Origin of the sequence: Azospira sp. I13 (assembly GCF_003112695.1) — a bacterium.
Classification (GTDB): domain Bacteria; phylum Pseudomonadota; class Gammaproteobacteria; order Burkholderiales; family Rhodocyclaceae; genus Azospira.
Genome location: NZ_BFBP01000008.1, coordinates 518 through 17,515 on the forward strand (window position 1 = coordinate 518; position 16,998 = coordinate 17,515).

A 16,998-nucleotide genomic window follows, 5' to 3' on the forward strand; every position below is an offset into this window, starting at 1 on the left:
ATGTCGTTGCCCAGGCCGCCTACCAGGATGTCATCGCCGGCGCCGCCATCCAGGACGTCCTTGCCTTCCAGGCCGACCAGGCGGTCATTGCCGCCGCCGCCCTTGACGATGTCGTCGGCAGAGCCGCCGGTGATCTGGTTGTTGCCGGAATTGCCGCTCCCCACGAATTTGCCCGTACCGGCAAATTCCAGGTTCTCCACATTGATCTGGCGCTCGGACAAGCCATAGGCGTTGAGCTTGCTACGCAGGGTATCGATGCCGCCGTCGGCCCCCTCGGTCACCACATCGCCAGCGTTATCCACTACGTAGATGTCGTTGCCGGCCCCACCGATCATGGTATCGGCACCCTGGCCGCCATCCAGCAGATCGTTACCGCCATCGCCGGTGATGCGGTTGGCCATTTTGTTGCCGACGCCCACGAAATCCGTATTGCCCAGATGCTCGAGGTTTTCGATGGTGGCGAAGTTGCTCAGGTCCATGGTGCCCTGCGCCGTACTGATGAGGTCGGTACCGGCGCTGTCGATGATGGTGTTGGTGGCGCTCGCGTCGTCCAGCACATAGGTGTCGTTGCCGACCCCGCCATCCAGGATGTTGTTGCCGGAACCGCCATCCAGCATGTCGTTGCCCTTGCCGCCGTAGAGCTTGTCGTCGCCGCCGCGGCCGAGCAGTACGTCGTCACCGGCATTACCGTTGCCCGTATCGTTACCATCCAGCAAGTCCAGGACATCCCGCTCCTTGCCGCCGTTGAGAGTGTTGTCCTTGCTGGTGGTGGAATCATCCGACAGGTAGCGATCTGCCTTGACCTCACGGAAGACCTCCACGTCCTTCACGGCCTTGGCGCTCTGGCCATGAATCTGGATGTTCTCCACATTGACCATGCGGTCCAGGCGGCCATTCTTCCCGGCCATGGAAACGATCTTGCCGATGCTCTGGCCGTTCAGGGTGTAGCCACCGGCATCCTTCAGGCTGATGCTCAGCACTGACAGCTCACTTTCCTCGCCGCCATAGAGAGCCGAGTCGACTCCGCTTCCGCCGTCGATGAGGTTGGAGCCGGCAAATCCGTCCACCGTGTCATTGCCCTGGCCGGCGATGATCTGGTTGTCGGAATTGTTGCCGACCCCGGTGAAATTGCCCTGGCCGGTGTACTTCAGGTGCTCGAAGCCTTCAGGCAGGGTGAATTCGCCGATGGAAGCTTCCACCGTGTCGATATCGTCCGGGCTGCCGCCAGCTTCACTGACGATATCGCCGGCATCGTCCACCACGTAGGTATCGTCGCCAGTACCGCCATACATGGTGTCGGCGCCGGCGCCCCCATCCAGCTTGTCGTTGCCGGCGCCGGCATCCAGCACCTGGTGCCCGGTCCCGCCGCGTAGCAGGGAGCCCTTGCTGCCGGAATCCGTAATGGTGCCGTCGCCATCCAGGTCGGTCAGGGGGCTCAGGGAGTTGAGCAGGTCATCCAGGGAAATGTATTCGGTCAGGATCTGGCCCGACCCCATGCCGACCAGCAGGGCACCGCCATCCTGGCCGGCCACCAGATCCAGGTTCTTAAGCGCGCCGACGCTGCTGTCCTGGATCAGGAAGGTGCCGCCCATGGGCAGGGTGGCATTGTCGTCGTACCACTGGCCCTGGATGGCGCCCGACGTATCCCGCCAGACGATCAGAGGGGAACCGAATTCCAGAATCTCGGTGGTGTAGGTGACGTTTCCTTCTGGCTGGAAGAAACCCACCTTGTCGGTCACGACCTCGGGAGAATCCAGAGCCCCGCCGGAGGAGTCGAAACGCTGGCGGTACAGGGTGGCGGAATCCCCTGACGCATTCAGGTCCAGCCAGGTTACCAGCAGGGAGCCATTGGCCAGCTGATTGACCTGAACCTGGCCGGAACCCAGGGGGCTGGTACCGAGCTTGATTTCCTGCTGCACCACGCTGTTGTGGTCAAGCACCGCCAGGTAAGCCGTAGGCATGGTGTCGTAGGGATCCGGCGTAGCATCGGCCGGGCTCACTTCCATACCGATAAAGACCCAGCTGTCGCTCAGCTCCACCATGGAGGTCGGCGCAGCCTGGCCGTTCACGATCACCGAATCCTCGCCGCCCACCGTGAAGCCGCCGGTGGTCCAGTCGTGCTCGAAGGAGCGGCCGGACAGGGCGCTGCGATAGAGCTTGGTGCCGGGAATCAGCACCGGCGTGGCCCACACGGCATCGAAACCATCACTACTGTGCATGGGGGCCAGAATGGGGGTGTGCTGGTCGCCAGCGGTCACCTGGTTGATGCGGATTTCACCGCCCAGCTTGTTGCCGTCCGCGTCGAAGCGCTGGCCGAAGATGCCACGACCCGAGCCGTCCTGCCCCTCCGATTCCCAGGCGATGCCGAAGCCGCCATCGCTGAAATCAACGATCTGGGGCATGTTCTGGTTCTTTGCCGTGGTCGAATTCACCAGCTGGGCGGCACCCGCCGTCAGCAACTGCCCCGTCGCGTCGTCCAGGATCAGGCGTTGCATCCAGATGTCCGAGGACGTATTGCCGGTGGCGCTCCATTGATCCCAGGTCACCACGAAACTGCCGTCGGAGAGACGGGCAACGGAGGTTTCATCGCCGGAGGCAGAAGCGGGCAGGGCAAAGTAATCCATGATCCAGTTTTCCAGATATTGAACGATAGGGAGCAAACGTAAGGCAGCCGTTCATCATAGCAGCCGGAACGCCCATAACTCTATGAAATATTAGCCCTTCTCCAGGGCTGTTGCGCCATCCCAGGCGGCCCCCGGAGGCTCCTCGACCAGATGGTCGATACGGGCCAGGAAGGTGGTCGCCACTGGGTCGCCCGGCTGCTGCTCCAGCACAGCCCGCCAGGCGCTGCGGGCCACATCCCAGTGCTGGCCGGCGTAGGCCTCCCAGGCGGTCTGGGTCAGCGTTATCAGGAGCGGATCGTCGCAGGGCGTATAGATGCGCACCGGCTCCAGCTTGCCCTTGACCCGCACCCGGTCCACCAGGCGCAGGCGAATCTCTTCCTGCACCAGAAGAGCGGTGCTTTCCGAGAGCAGGATGCCTGTGCCGTAGGCCTTGTTGACCCCTTCCAGACGGGAAGCCAGATTCACCGCATCCCCCAGGGCCGTGTAGTCGAAGCGATCTTCCGAGCCCATGTTGCCGACAATGGCCGGCCCGGTATTGACGCCGATGCGCAGGCCCACCGTCTCCAGGCCCATGGCCCGGTAGGTGGGCTGCAATTCGGCCATGGCCTGCTGCATGGCGATGGCCGCCCGCACCGCGTGGAGCCCGTGCTTGGGGTCATCCAGCGGGGCCCCCCAGAAAGCCATGACGGCATCACCAATGAATTTGTCCACCGTGCCCCCCTGCTCCAGGATCACCCGGGTCATGGCGGTCAGGTAGGTGTTGATGAGGCTGGCCACGCCGTCCGGCGGCAGCTTCTCGGAAATGGAGGTGAAACCCGCCAGATCGGAAAAGAGCAGGGTCAGCTCCCGCCGCTCGCCGCCCAGGCGCAGGCGTTCCGGGTGGGCAATGAGCTGTTCCACCACCTCCGAGGCCACGTACTTGGAAAAGGCCTCCTTGACGTAGCGGCCACGGCGGCGTTCCAGCACGTAGGAAACCAGGGCCATGGTGAGGTACAGGGCGGCCAGGGCCAGCAGGATGCCGACCACCGGCAGCCAGGTCAGACGGTACTGAAACAGATACCAGCTGCCGCCGGCGATAGCGGCCATCAGGCCGAGGAACCACAGGGCGCTGCCCGTCGGATGCCAGCGCAGCAGGGCCGGCAGGGCCAGCAGCATGGCGACGGAGATGAGCATGGTTTCGTAGAGCCGGGAAACCGGGTAGATGACCTGGCCGGTGAGCACGCTCTCGATGATGTTGGCGTGCACCTCCACCCCGGGGGTGAGCAGCTTGCTTTCGCCCAGGAAGGGGGTGGCGAACATGTCGGCCTGGGCCAGACCCACTTCCGGCGAGGCCCGCACGTCCCGGCCGATCAGCACGATCTGGTCGCGGAAATAGTCCTCCGGCAGGGATTTGTCGCCTTGCAGCACCTGGTAGTAGGACACATAGGGGAAGGTATGGGCCGGCCCCAGGTGCCGCACCATGCCATTGGGCGGCGGCGTCACCTCTTCGGGCAGTACATCGGGGCGTACCCGGGCCAGGGTCCTGATTACCTCGCGCCAGAAGACATCGTCGCCGTCGGGCATCTGGCGCACCACGGTATCGCCGTCCAGGGTCACCGTGGCCAGACCGGGCACGGCACCCGCCGCCCGGAAGGCCGGCAGGGGATCGACCCGAATCCATTGCCGCAGCAGACTGGTTTCCTGATAGGCGTGGTCGGAGGACATGACCACGTTGCCGGCCCGGGCGATAGACCGGGCAAAGGCTTCGTCATCCGCCGGGGTGGAGGCCTCGGCGAAGATCATGTCGAAGGCGATCACCGCCGCCCCCGAGGCGCTGAGCCGGTCGATCAGCTGGGCGTGCATGCTGCGGGGCCAGGGCCAGCGCTTGCCGATCTGGGCGAAGGAGGCTTCATCCACGCCGACGATGGTGATGGGCAAGGAACTGGCCCGGGGCGCGGTGGCCACGCTCAGGGCATCGAAATGCCGATGCTCGACGTCGCGCCAGAAAGGCAGCGACGTCAGCACCAGGGCGAGCAGCCAGAAAACCAGGACCAGCCCCAGACCCAAGCCCCCCCGGCGAACGGCAGCACGCATGACCCGACTGTCTCCTAGAAGCGCAGGTTGGCCGCGACGCCGTAGAAGGTGGAGTCGTGGGGGGAGAACAGTTCCTTGGCAAAGGCCGAGAAGGCGTAACGCTTATCGGGGGATTCCCAGTAGGCCGACAGGGCGCCGCTCCAGTAGTCACCCCGGGGCGCCGTGATATCCACCAGGGAGAAGCCAGTGGAGCGCCACAGCAGGTCAGCCGAGAGGCGGATCCGGGAAGGCGACACCCAGGCGGTGCCCAGGCGCAGGGAATGGCGGGGCAGATAGTAATGGGTACTGTCGCCATCCAGGCTGAGGCGGGACTGGGTATAGGCGTAGGTGGCCGAGACGGAGAGGCGGTCGGTCAGGATGGCGTTGTTGGCCCAGGCCAGGCGATCCACCTTGCTGCGGGACGCCAGATTGGCGCTGCTCAGTTCGGAACTGGCGGAACCGGCGTAGAAATCGGCCACGTCGGTGAGGGACTTCTGGCGCAGGCGGGCCAGGCTGGCGAAGTTCTCGGCCAGGGAAAGGTCGTAGGTGCCCAGGTTCTGCACCCGCTGGGAATCCAGGCTGACTTCGGAATACAGGCGGGGCGACAGCTCCGCCTCCCACTTCAGCACGTGGCGCTTCTGCCGCCCGCCGAAGCGCAGCAGGGTTTCATCCAGGGCCACACCGGCGGTGGCCACCGGGCCCAGGGTGCCGGAGGAAGAGGGCCGCACCCAGTCCTGGTAGGCGTAGCGCAGGCGGTGGCCGGCCCAGGGAGTAAGGGTCAGGCCCAGACGGGGGCTGACCCGGTTCACTTCATAACGCCGGCTAATGGGCGTCACCGCGCCGAATTCCTGCAGTGTGCCCTGGTTCAGCTTGAGGTAGTCCGTCCACCACAAATCCATCTGGGCGAAGGCGCCGGGGGAGAAGAAGTACTTGCCGGAAACATAGGCCAGATCGGTCTTTTCGGTCAGGTTGGCGCCGTCGGAATAGATTGCCGGCGCGGCCTGGGGCGTGATGGTCAACAGGCTGTTCTCCGGGCTGCGGGCCCGCTCGGCGCCGGCCACCAGCTCGAACTGCTGCTCATGGCGGTAGCGCAGGCCCCACTGGGCCTCCCGGGAAATTTCGTGGTCCTGGAAGAGGCCATCCAGGGGCGCGGCATAGCCCCACAGTTGCTGCCCCTCGATGCGGCTGCGGGCCAGGCGGCCCTGCAGCATGAAGGTGGGGGAGACAAAATAGCTGCCGCCGACACTGAGGTTGGAGGTGGGCGAAGTGAAGCGCAGGTTGCGCACGTCCCGGCCATTGAAACGGCTGTCGGTGTCGTTGAGGTCGTAGTAGGCGAAGAGGCGCAGGTCATGGGCCGGCATCCAGCCCAGGGCCGCGGTGATGGAGCCGGTGCGGTCCTTGTAGCTGAAGTCCGCATTGCTGCGCTGACGGCCGTTCTGCTCGTCCACTTCAAGGAAGTAAGCCAGGGGCGTCAGGCTGTTGGTGTAGCCGTTGAGGGTTACCCGAGGGGTGTATTCGCGCACCGATTTGTCCTGGCCCGCCACCAGGGTCAGGGTCTGGTAATGGCCGGGGCGGTGGATCAGGCTCTGGAAGCGGTTGCTGGCGCCGAACACCGTGGGGTCCACGCCGAAGCCCTGGAACAGCTCGGAATTCTTGGCGTACTTGCCATCGTAGAGGTCGGCCAGGAAGAGATGGCTGCCGCCCCAGAAGGGATACTCGCCATCCTGGGCATAGGCCCGGGCCCAGTCCCGCAGGTTCCAGAACGCCAGGGAGGTGCCGACGTTGGCCGCCCCCTTCTGGTTGTTGGCCACCTGGTTGAGGGATTTGAGGTTGGGCATCTTGGCCAGGGCCTCCCGGGCGCTGGCCACCGCATCCGCCGCCTCGAACTGGTCGGTATGAACCATGGAGGCGAACAGGTGGGGCAAGGGGTCCTTGGCATCGAGGCGGGAGGCCAGGGCGAATTCTTCCAGGGCGCGACTGCTGCGGCCCAGCTGGTAGTAGGCGATACCGGTGTAGAGGCGGGCCCGGGCATAGCGGGGCTCCATCAGGCCGGCCTTGAGCAGGTCTTCCAGGGCCGCATCGGGCAAGCCCTGCTTGAGGCGCATGACACCGCGGCCGGTGAGGGCCACGTAGTCGTCGGGCCGCAGGGCCAGGGCCTTGTCGAAGGCCGCTTCCGCCGCTTCGAAACGGTTGGCCAGGGCCTCCAGGGTGCCCATTTCGCCGAAGGCCGTGGCCTCCTCCCCGTCCCGGCGGATGGCTTCGTCCAGCAGGCGGCGGGCCGGGGCTACGTCTTCCCGTTCGCTGGCCACGGCACCGGCGCCGAGCCAGCCCCGGGCATCTTCCGGCGTACGCTGCCGGGCTTCGTCGTAAGCGGCCGTCGCCTGAGGGGCGGCGCCATTGAAGCGGGCCAGCCAGCCGGCAGCCAAATCCAGCTCCGTGCCGCCCAGGCCCTTGGCCCGGGCCTGGGCCAGCACCGTGGCGGCTTCGCCGCCCTGGTCCTGCATCAACAGCACGTTGGTGAGGCGGGCCAGGGCCAGGGCCTCTTGCTCCCCCGAGCGGGCCTGGCCGGCGGCGTGGCGGAACAGGGCGGCGGCCTCGGCGGGACGCCCCTCGATAATGCGCAGGTCTGCCAGCAGGAGATCGGCCAGCCAGTCCCGGCCCTCACCCTCCAGCAGTTTGCGGGCCTGGCCCGGTTCGCCGGAACTGATGGCCAGGGCGGCCTGCCAGGCCGACTGGCCGGTGGTCAGAGCCCGGGCCTCCTCCCAGCGCTGGCCCTTGAGCAAGGCAGCAAAGGCTGCCGCATTGGGGCCCTCGGCCTGGAGATAGCGCCAGGGTTCGCTGCGGTAGGCGGTCACCCACTGCACCCGCTCCCGGGGGTTAGCCAGCACCAGGCGGCGCGGTGCCTGACCGGGCACCACCAGGGCGGCCTCATTGGCGCCAACCGCCAGCTGGCCTTGGGCGTTACCGATTTCCACGGTGCCGCTCAGCACCACCAGCTGGGTGGTGCCGTCCGGGGCCACTTCCACTTCCCAGTCAGTGCCGCGGATGGACATGGTGGCGGAGGGAGTTTCCATGCTCACCCGGGCACCGCCGCCGCCACCACCGGTCTGGGGCTTGATCTGGCTCCAGGCGCGGCCGGCATTGAGCTTCACCGCCGTCTGTCCGCCCTGGGCATCGCCGGCGGACTTGATCTGCAGCTGGCTGTTCTGGTTGAGGCGCAGCTGGGTGTTGTCGGTAAAAAGCAGGGCCATCTGGCTCAGATCACCGGTACGCACGAAATCCCCATGGAACAGGGGCTGCTTGATACTGGCCTTCTGCCAGTCCGGCTTGTCCACCGCCTTGACGTCACCGTTGCCCTGCAGGCTGACGATGTTGGCCGACGACGCAGCCGCCATTGCCAACAGGGGAGAAGCACACAGTGCACAGCCGACCAGGAACGCACGCATTTATGCCACCGAGGAGAAAATTGACCCGAACGACATTCTATCCGCTATCCGTAACTTGCCCTACGGCGAAAAGCCGGATTATCGTTAACTAGCGCGCCCAGACGACCAAATGCCATCGTAGTGCAGGCAATTTACCGCTATCCTCCCGAACCCGACGGCCGCATGACCGGCCATGACGATCTCCTCCGGACAGTTCAAGCGATGCCCAATCAATTCGCCGATACCCACATTCTTCTCCTGGACGATCACCCGCTCATCCTCTCCGGCGTCAAGGGCCTGATCGAGCAGGGCGGCGCCCGGGTCACCACCGCCAAGACCCTGGCCGAAGCCATGGAGAAGCTGGCGGAACACAGCTTCGACCTGACGCTGCTCGATATCAACCTGGGCACCGACCACGGGCTGGACCTGCTAGAAAAGGGCTGCACGCCCAAGCTCGGCCGGGTCATGCTGTTTTCCGGCATCAGCGAGCAGGAACTGATCTGCCGCGGTTACGCCCTCGGCGCCACCGGCTTCGTGTCGAAGAACACCGAGCCCGAAGACCTGTGCCAGGCCCTGGCACAGCTCCTGGCCCTGCCGGCCGGCCAGACGGGCACCTGGGTCTGGTGCCCGGAACACAAGGCCCTGCGGGACAGCAATGAACACTTCCCCAAGGACACCCTGCTCACCCCCAAGGAACGGGAAGTCTTTCTCCTGATGCGGGAAGGCATGGCGGACAAGCAGATCGCCGATGCGCTGCAGCTCAGCATCCATACCATCCGGGTCCATATCCGCGCAATTAAGAGGAAGAGAGGGCATAATAGGCGGTTCGAACAACTCGCTTGAACGGTGCATTCTCGATGAGCCAACTGTCATCCCGCCGCAACCGTGGCTTCACCCTGATCGAGATCATGATCGTCATGGTCATCATCGCCATGCTGGCAGCCCTGGTCGGCCCCCGCATTCAAAGCGCCCTGGGCGGCTCCAAGGTGAAAGCCACCAAGATGCAGATGGAAACCCTCTCCTCCATGGTCGAGGCCTTCCACCTGGATACCGGTCGCTACCCCACCCAGCAGGAAGGCCTGCAGGTGCTGGTGCAGAACCCCGCCAACGCGCCCATCAAGAACTGGCGCGGCCCTTACCTGAAAAAGAACCGCATTCCCACCGACGAGTGGGGCAATGCCTTCGCCTATGAAATCCCCAGCAAGCACGGCATGGAGTTCGACATCTACTCCCTCGGCGCCGACGGCAAGCCCGGCGGCAGCGGTGACGACGGCGACCTCGGCAACTGGGATTAAGCCCGTCCGTGGCTGTGGACATCCTTGAGGCGCTGACGGCCCGCGGCATCCTGGACGCGGAGCGGCGCGAGCAGATCAGCGCCCTGCGCGCCAAGTCGCCGCAAAAGCTCGGCAAGCTGCTGGTCGATACAGGGCTTCTCAACGCAGAAGCCCTGTATCAGTTTTACGGCGAGCATTTCGGCCTGCCCCTGTGGAACGGGGATGGCGAGCCCTTCCTCGACGAACGGCTGCCGGAAGGCTTCATCGCCTACAACCGCGTCCTGCCGGTACGCCAGGACGGCAAGCTGATCCTGGCCATCGAGGACCCGGAGGACGACGGCCTGCTCGACATGCTGGGCCGCCTGCTGGGCGATGCCCAGATTCAGCTGGCGCCGGCCCAGAAAATCGGCCCCGCCCTCAACACCCTGCTCGGCGACCAGGGCCAGGAAGCGGCTGGCGAAGACCTCAGCGTCGACGACATCAGCCACCTCAAGGATCTGGCCCTCGAAGCGCCGATCATCCGCTACGTCAATGAAGTGATCGGCGACGGGGTGGAAATGGGTGCCTCGGACATCCACCTGGAACCCAGCAAGGCCCGCATCGAACTGCGCTACCGGGTGGACGGTGTGCTCATCACCCGTGTCCCGCCGGCCCGGGACGACTACGCCGCCGTGGTTTCCCGCATCAAGATTCTCGCCAACCTGGACATTGCCGAACGGCGCCTGCCCCAGGATGGCCGCATCCGCCTGCGCACCTCCGGCCGCGAAGTGGACATCCGGGTCAGCACCCTGCCGACCAACCACGGCGAAGACGTGGTGATGCGGATTCTCGACCAGAAGAGCCAGGCCCTGACCCTGGACGCGACGGGCCTGTCCACCCACGTCACCGACGCCTACCGCGCCAACCTGCTGCGCAGCAACGGCCTGATCCTGGTCACCGGCCCCACCGGCTCGGGCAAATCCACCACCCTGTACTCGGGCCTGCAGTCCATCATCGACGGCACCCGCAAGATCATCACGGTGGAAGACCCGGTGGAATACGAAATCCCCGGCATCACCCAGATCCAGGTCAATGAAGGCGCTGGCCTGACCTTTGCCGGCGTCCTGCGCTCCATCCTGCGTCATGACCCGGACGTCATCTTCATCGGCGAAATCCGCGACCGGGAAACGGCGGAAATCGCCGTGCAGGCCTCCCTCACCGGCCACTTGGTACTGTCCACCATCCACACCAACAGCGCCACCGGCGCCATTGGCCGCTTCCTCGACATGGGGGTGCCGGACTACCTGCTGGCGTCCAGCCTCATCGCCGTCAGCGCCCAGCGCCTGGTGCGGCGCCTGTGCGAACACTGCAAGACGCCGGAACTGCCGGACCCCACCACCTGCGCCCGCTTCGGCCTCGACCCAACCCAGCCCCTGTACCACGCCAACGGCTGCCCCAAGTGCGCCCGCACCGGCTACCGGGGCCGTCTGCCCATCGGCGAGATTCTCGAAGTCACGCCGGAATTCCGGCACCAGATCCTGGCCGACCCTTCCGCCGAGCACCTCAACGAGCAGGCCCGCAAGATGAACTTCCGCACCCTGATCCAGGACGGCGTGATCCGGGCCCAGGGCGGTCTCACCACCCTGGAAGAAGTCATGCGCGTGGCGGGCTAAGGGGCAAGGCGCGTGGAATTCGAATACACCGCCCTCGGCCGCGACGGTTTCGAGATCAAGGGCAACGAGCAGGCCGACAGCCGCGAGGCGCTGGAGCAGGCCCTGCGCCAGCGCCAGCTCACCCTGATCAAGGCCAAGGCCCTGAAGGCCCGGGGCTCCAGCCTCAAGCTGACCACCACCCTGCTCAGCGAAGTTGCCCCCCTGCTCTCCCGCGGCCTGCCTCTGGAGCGAGCCCTGAAGATTCTCGGCGAAGACACGCCGGACAAGGACATCGCCGCCCTCTCGGAACAGCTGCGCGGCGGCATCAAGAAGGGTCAGGCCCTCTCCCAGGTGATGCAGCAGAGCGGCCGTTTCGACCATCTCGTCATCGCCCTGATCAAGGTCGGTGAGGCCAGCGGCTCCCTGGCCCAAGTGATGGAAATTCTCGCCCGCTATTACAGCGAGCAGAGCCAGTTCCGCCGCGAACTGGTATCCACCCTGGCCTACCCGGCCATTCTGGCCTTCGTCAGCATCTCCTCCATCATCGGCCTGATCGCCTACGTGGTGCCGGTGTTCCAGGACATGCTGGCCGACGTGCCCGCGGCCAAGCTGCCCATGGGCACCCGCATCGTCTTCGCCCTCAGCACCTTCCTCCACCAGTACGGGCTGATTGCCCTGGTGATCGGCGTGAGCGCCACCGTCGGCATCGTCCAGCTGGTCAAGCGGCGGGAAGAACTGCGCCGGCGCTGGCTGGCCTGGCTCATGGTGGCCCCCTTCGTCGGCCAGCTGAGCGGCGAGCTGGAAGGCTTCAAGATCGCCAAGTCCCTCGGCATCATGCTGCAAAGCGGCGTCCAGCTTTCCCGCGCCATGGAGCTGTGCCGCAGCCTGTTCCGCAACGAGCTGCGCCGGGATGGCCTGGAAAGCTGCATCGCCGCCCTGCGCAAGGGCCGCCCGGTGCCCGAGGCCTTCCAGCAGATTCCCGGCCTGCCGGTGCAGCTGCACCGCTTCGTGAACTTGGGCAACGAAACCGGCGCCCTCGGGGAAAGCCTGGAGAAGGCGTCCGAGATGCTCTACATCAAGAGCCGCAGCCGCCTCAAATCCCTGGTTTCCATGCTCGACCCGATCATCATCCTGGTCATGGGCAGCCTCATTGGCTTCATGGTCATCTCCATCCTGCTGGCGGTCTTCAACCTCTCCGATGTCAAGTAAGGCCCTGCCACGCCGCGCCCCACGGCATGACGGCTTCACCCTCATCGAAGTGCTGATCGTGCTGCTGCTCAGCCTGGGCATCATCGCCACCATTACCCAGATCTACCGGGCTACCGGCAAGACCCTGCAGAGCCTCAAGGGGCCCCAGAAGGAGTGGTACCTGATGCAGAGCCTGCGGGGCCAGACGGCGGCCCTGCTGCTGCCCCCGAACATGCCGGACCTGATCCTGCGGGGCGATGGCAGCCAGCTCTTCCTGCCCACCTGGAAGAGCCGCGCCAACGGCAACGATGGCAAGCCGGTGCTGGTCCGCTACACCATCGACTCGGCCAACCGCCGCATCACCTACCAGGAAACGCCCCTGCCGGCCTGGTGGTACACCCAGGGCACGCTGGCAGCGACCCTGCAGCTGGCCCAGAACATGCAGGCCAGTGCCGACCTGACCCTCCTCGGCGGCATCGAGGACGCCCGTTTTTCCTACCTCGCCAAGGCCGAGGAATTCAACAGCAGTGGCGCCTGGCTGAACAACTGGAGCAGCCCGACCCCCCCGCAACTCATCAAGCTCAGCTTCAACCGCAGCGGCCGCGACTATGATTTCTGGCTGGAAACCCAAAACCTGGCCAACTGAGCGCCGCCTGGCGCTGGCCATCGCCGCCTCCCTGGCCGCCCATCTGCTGGCGGTCTTCGGCGGCATGATCAGCCTGCCCGGCCGCGACGAACCCCTGGAACAGCTGCAGATGCAGCTGCGACTGGCACCGCCCTCGGCACCGACGCCCCAGCCGGCCACCCCGGCACCGGCGGAACCCGCCACTCCCGCCAAGCCCGCCACCACCCAGGAAGGCCAGCTGGCCCAGGACGGCCCCAGCCCCAACAAGGTGGCCGCCAAGGGCCAGGCCGCCTCCGCCGCCCCCCAGGCAGCCGGCGAAGCGCGCCCGCCGGCACCGCCGACGGAAGCGGCGGTACGGGTGGAAGATGCCGCCGCCCCGGTTTACCCGGATGACGCCATCGCCCAGAAGCTCCAGGGCTGTGTGCTGGCGGCAGTTCACGTCAATGAGGCCGGGGATGTGGCCCGGGTGGAGATCGTCCAGGCCGATGTGCCGGGCGTCTTCGACCAGTCGGTGGTGGATAGCCAAAGCCGTGCCCATTACCTGCCGGCCCGCCAGGGCGGCAAGAACGTGCCCAGCATGGTGCTTGCGGTGGTCGGCTTCACCCTCGACCGCAGCCAGGACCTCAACTGCCCGCAACGCTACGCCCCCCTGGCCACGCGCCTGCTGGGCCGGAAGATGCCATGAAGCCGCCGCGCCAGCGGGGATTCATCCTCATCTACGTGGTCGGCATGCTGGCCGCCATTTCCGCCGTCATCTACCACAGCCAGCAGAACCGCAACGCCATTCCGCGGCAGCTGGAAAAGCACGTGCAGCAAGGCCTCCAGGGGCAGGAAATCGACAGCCTGCTCAATTTCGTCATCCTCGCCGCCACCACGGACCTGCCGGAAGACCCCCGCTACGCGCGCTACAAGGACATCCTGCGGCGCAAGAATCTGGACGACGTGAAGAATTCCGACGAGCTGGCCATGCTCAAGGCCATGCTGGCCCAGGTAGGCTTCAACATCGACCTGGGCAACCAGACCACCAACACCACGCTGAAAGACCCCAACAGCGCCGCCAACGCCCTCGCCCGCTTTCCCCTCACCATCGGCACCCATCAGATCAAGCTGGGGGACAACAGCTACCTGGTGGACGTCAGCCCGGGCAACCTGCGGCCCAATCTCAACGCCATTCCCTATCTGCCCCTCTGGCAACTGCTGCGGCAACTGGGCATGGAACAGCGCGATGCCCAGCAACTGGCGGCCAACATCATCGACTGGCGGGACGCCGATTCCTTCCGCAGCGAAGGCCTGGGCAAGGAAGGGGACCACTACCGGGGCCTCAACCCGCCCTACGACCCGCCCAACCGGCCCATCGCCACCTGGCAGGAGCTGGCCTACATGGATGGCGTGACCCCCGAAACCCTCAATCTGCTGCGGGAAAATTTCAGCCTGGCCAAGGGCACCGTGTACGCCATGCAGTACCGTGCCCTGACCCCGGAAAAGCTCGGGGCCCTGCTGGAGCAGCCAACGGAACGGGCGCGCAGCATCATCGACCAGCTGCGCCAGGCCGAAACCATGACCGACACCACCGTGGACCACCGGGAGCGGGTACTCTCCCAGCTGGGCGACACCGAGCGCCAGCGCTTCGATGCCGGCGTCACCTGGGGCATCGACACCAGCACCCTGCGCATCACCGTCAGCGGCAGCGATTTGACCCGCACCCTGGATTACGACGTCCGGGAAAAAAAGGTCATCGCCCGCTGGTAACTCCCTGACGAGGCTCCCATGAGCGAAGATCAAGGCTTTTTCCTGTACGCCCTGCTCCTGCTGAATGGGCTGTTCGTCGTTTTCCACGCCCTGCGCAGCCGCATCACCCTGGGCACCTTCTTCGGCGCCGCCGGGGTCTTCAGCCTCATGCTCTGGCAGGTGCTGCAGACCGGCTGGTGGGTGGATTGGGGCAGCCTGCATTTCAACGCCGGCCTCACCACCTTCATCCCCATCCTGCTCTGGGGCACCCTGCTCACCCTGGTGCTGGACGGCCTCAAGACCACCCGCGCCTTCATCTTGATGATCCTCATGACCGGGGTGGCCGCCTGGGCCTACGCCCTGTTCCGCCAGCACCTGGCCCGCTACGTCCCCCTGCCCTACACCATCGAGTTGAGCAGCCGGGAGCACATCGCCATCGTCGCCAGCTTGGTCCTCACCCAGTACGGCAGCGTGCTGCTGCTCAACCTCAGCCGCACCCGCCTGGGCTGGCTTGCCCTGCCCTGCCTGCTGCCCCTCGCCGCCGAGGTCTGGCTCGGCCTCTACTCCCTGCTGCGCTACGACGCGGCCATGGCCTGGAACAACCTGCGCAACGAGAGCCTGGAATACTTCCTCGCCAGCCTGCCCGCCACCCTGCTCAGCCTGCCCTACCTCTTTCTCGCCGCCCGGGCCCAGCAACTCATGCCGACCCTGCCCTGCCGCGCCCTATTCCTGCCCACACCGGCCCAGGACGGGGACGACGAACTGATCAACCGCCAGCGCACCATTTCCGAACTGCAGCAACTCAACCAGCAGTTGCAGGAAAACAGCCGGCTGATGGATTACCACCTGGAACACGCCAGCTACGGCATCATCCTCACCGACGCCCAGGGCCTGGTGACCCGCCTCAACGGCCCCGCCACTGCCCTGCTCGGCCCCCTGCCGGCCGGCCAGCGCCTGGAAGAGCGCCTCGCCGCCCTGTTCACGCCGACCCAGGACGGCCCCACCACCCTGGCCCGGCTGGCGGAGGAAGACCGGCCCCGGCGCTGGAAGCGCAGCGACGACGATGCGGCTCAGCCCCAATGGGCCGAGATCCAGGTCACCCCCCTGCGCAACCGGCCCCAGCAGCCGGCCAAGGGCTACTACGTGCTGCTGCAGGACGTCACCCAGGCGGTGCTGGCCGAGCAGCGCCGCCTCAACAGCGCCCGCATCAAGGACATCCACACCACCGGCCAGGTCCTGGCCCACGACTTTTCCAACGTCTTCATCGGCGCCCGAGCCCAGCTGGAGCGGCTGCGTCAGCAGGACATCCCCGGCCAGCAGGAGGCCATGGAAGGCCTGGATACGGCCCTCAAGCACGCCCAGTCGATGCTCAGCCAGCTGGGCAGCGGCCAGCAGTTCGGCGCCCCCAAGCTGCAACCCGTCGCCCTCGCCGGCCTCATCGGCGACGCCCGCGCCATCTGCCAAGCCGCTGCCGAGCAGGCCCGCATCGCCCTGCGTTGTGAGCCCCTGCCGACCCTCATCGTCGAAGTCGACCCCAGCCAGATCGTGCGCGTCCTCACCAACCTGATCCGCAACGCCCTGCGCGCCAGCCCGGCGGAAAGCAGCCTGGTGATCGGCGCCGTGCCCCGGGACCAGGGCGTGCTGATTACCATCACCGACCAGGGCTGCGGCATTCCCGCCGAAAAACTGCAAAGCGTCTTCGAGCCTGGCTACACCTCGAAGACCGAAGGCCAGGGCGGCCTGGGGCTGTCCATCAGCTACCTCATGGTGGATGCCCACGGCGGCCACCTGGAACTGGTGCAGAACCCCGGCGGCTCAGGAATCCAGGCCCGCATCTGGCTGCCCCTGCCCCATAGCGCGCCCCAGCTCGACAGCATTCCCGACGCCAGCCGCATCCTGCTGCTGCGGCCCGACGAGAGCAGCCAAGCCGCCCTGTTGGAACGGCTGGAGAATGACAAACACTGCATCGTCGCCGACCTGCGTAGCGGCGAAGAACTGGCCGCCCTGCTACAGGACGACCCCCACTGGGATTACCTGCTGGCAGCCGCGGAAATCGCGGACCTGCCGCCGCTACCGGCCGGCATCGTGCGCCTCGGCCTGTAAGCCGGCCCGCCGGCAGCGGCACTAAAGCCAATCACCGATAGCGGCTACGCAGCAGCGAAGGATGCCCGCAGCGGCAGGCGGGGCGCGGCCATGCCAGGAGACTGGCGCCCCTTCTCGCCGCCAGGGCCGATGCCAGGAAGAATGGCGTCCCTATTGCCTTCCAGGGCATACCTCAATCCTCCCATTCCCCCAGCCGGACGCCCCACGCACCGCCAGACCGGCCGGTGCGCCCGGAGTCGGGTCAGCGACCGCCAGGCCTCAAGGCAAGGACGGAAAGAGCAGGGGGACGGCGCAGGAAAGAAGGGGAAAAGAAGCGGGGAGGTGCAGCAATAAGCAGAAAAAATGCAG

Annotated in this window: 11 protein-coding genes; 8 read left to right on the plus strand and 3 right to left on the minus strand. The window is 66.0% G+C overall.

The window, feature by feature from the left end:
* From AZSI13_RS18185 to AZSI13_RS07995, 3 genes are all read right to left on the minus strand, one after another.
* On the minus strand, nucleotides 1-2,624 hold a 2,624-nt coding region (locus tag AZSI13_RS18185; protein WP_133247283.1), incomplete at its 3' end, for a calcium-binding protein.
* Between the two features lie 90 nt (nucleotides 2,625-2,714).
* Nucleotides 2,715-4,697 (minus strand): CHASE2 domain-containing protein, encoded by a 1,983-nt coding sequence (locus AZSI13_RS07990; protein WP_109040647.1) that lies wholly within the window; start codon nucleotides 4,695-4,697, stop codon nucleotides 2,715-2,717.
* A 14-nt stretch (nucleotides 4,698-4,711) separates the two neighbouring features.
* On the minus strand, nucleotides 4,712-8,122 hold the full coding sequence (locus AZSI13_RS07995; protein ID WP_109040648.1) for a FecR domain-containing protein: 3,411 nt from the start codon (nucleotides 8,120-8,122) through the stop codon (nucleotides 4,712-4,714).
* Nucleotides 8,123-8,323: 201 nt separating this feature from the next.
* Between AZSI13_RS07995 and AZSI13_RS08000 the strand changes: the two genes are divergently transcribed.
* The 8 genes from AZSI13_RS08000 to AZSI13_RS08035 are packed head-to-tail and all read left to right on the plus strand — an operon-like array spanning nucleotide 8,324 to nucleotide 16,650.
* A complete protein-coding gene (locus tag AZSI13_RS08000) occupies nucleotides 8,324-8,944 on the plus strand; it encodes a response regulator transcription factor (RefSeq protein WP_165833399.1) in 621 nt (206 codons plus the stop codon).
* A 14-nt stretch (nucleotides 8,945-8,958) separates the two neighbouring features.
* Nucleotides 8,959-9,396 carry a type II secretion system major pseudopilin GspG gene (gspG, locus tag AZSI13_RS08005; RefSeq protein WP_109040650.1) on the plus strand — a complete coding sequence of 146 codons (438 nt, stop codon included), beginning with the start codon at nucleotides 8,959-8,961 and terminating at the stop codon, nucleotides 9,394-9,396.
* Between the two features lie 8 nt (nucleotides 9,397-9,404).
* Complete coding sequence (locus AZSI13_RS08010) at nucleotides 9,405-11,027, plus strand: GspE/PulE family protein (RefSeq protein WP_109040651.1); 1,623 nt, start codon at nucleotides 9,405-9,407, stop codon at nucleotides 11,025-11,027.
* A gap of 12 nt (nucleotides 11,028-11,039) precedes the next feature.
* Nucleotides 11,040-12,215 carry a type II secretion system F family protein gene (locus tag AZSI13_RS08015; protein WP_109040652.1) on the plus strand — a complete coding sequence of 392 codons (1,176 nt, stop codon included), beginning with the start codon at nucleotides 11,040-11,042 and terminating at the stop codon, nucleotides 12,213-12,215.
* Nucleotides 12,205-12,840 carry a prepilin-type N-terminal cleavage/methylation domain-containing protein gene (locus AZSI13_RS08020; protein WP_109040653.1) on the plus strand — a complete coding sequence of 212 codons (636 nt, stop codon included), beginning with the start codon at nucleotides 12,205-12,207 and terminating at the stop codon, nucleotides 12,838-12,840. Before AZSI13_RS08015 ends, AZSI13_RS08020 begins: the two co-directional genes overlap by 11 nt.
* Nucleotides 12,803-13,504, plus strand: a complete 702-nt coding sequence (locus AZSI13_RS08025) for an energy transducer TonB (RefSeq protein ID WP_109040654.1) — start codon at nucleotides 12,803-12,805, stop codon at nucleotides 13,502-13,504. The genes AZSI13_RS08020 and AZSI13_RS08025 overlap by 38 nt, the downstream gene beginning before the upstream one ends.
* Entirely contained in the window at nucleotides 13,501-14,568 is a 1,068-nt protein-coding gene (locus AZSI13_RS08030) for a type II secretion system protein GspK (RefSeq protein WP_109040655.1), read from the plus strand. Before AZSI13_RS08025 ends, AZSI13_RS08030 begins: the two co-directional genes overlap by 4 nt.
* 18 nt (nucleotides 14,569-14,586) lie before the next feature.
* The gene (locus tag AZSI13_RS08035; protein ID WP_109040656.1) at nucleotides 14,587-16,650 is read left to right on the plus strand and encodes a PAS domain-containing sensor histidine kinase; all 2,064 of its coding nucleotides are present in this window, start codon (nucleotides 14,587-14,589) and stop codon (nucleotides 16,648-16,650) included.
* Nucleotides 16,651-16,998 lie beyond the last annotated feature (348 nt).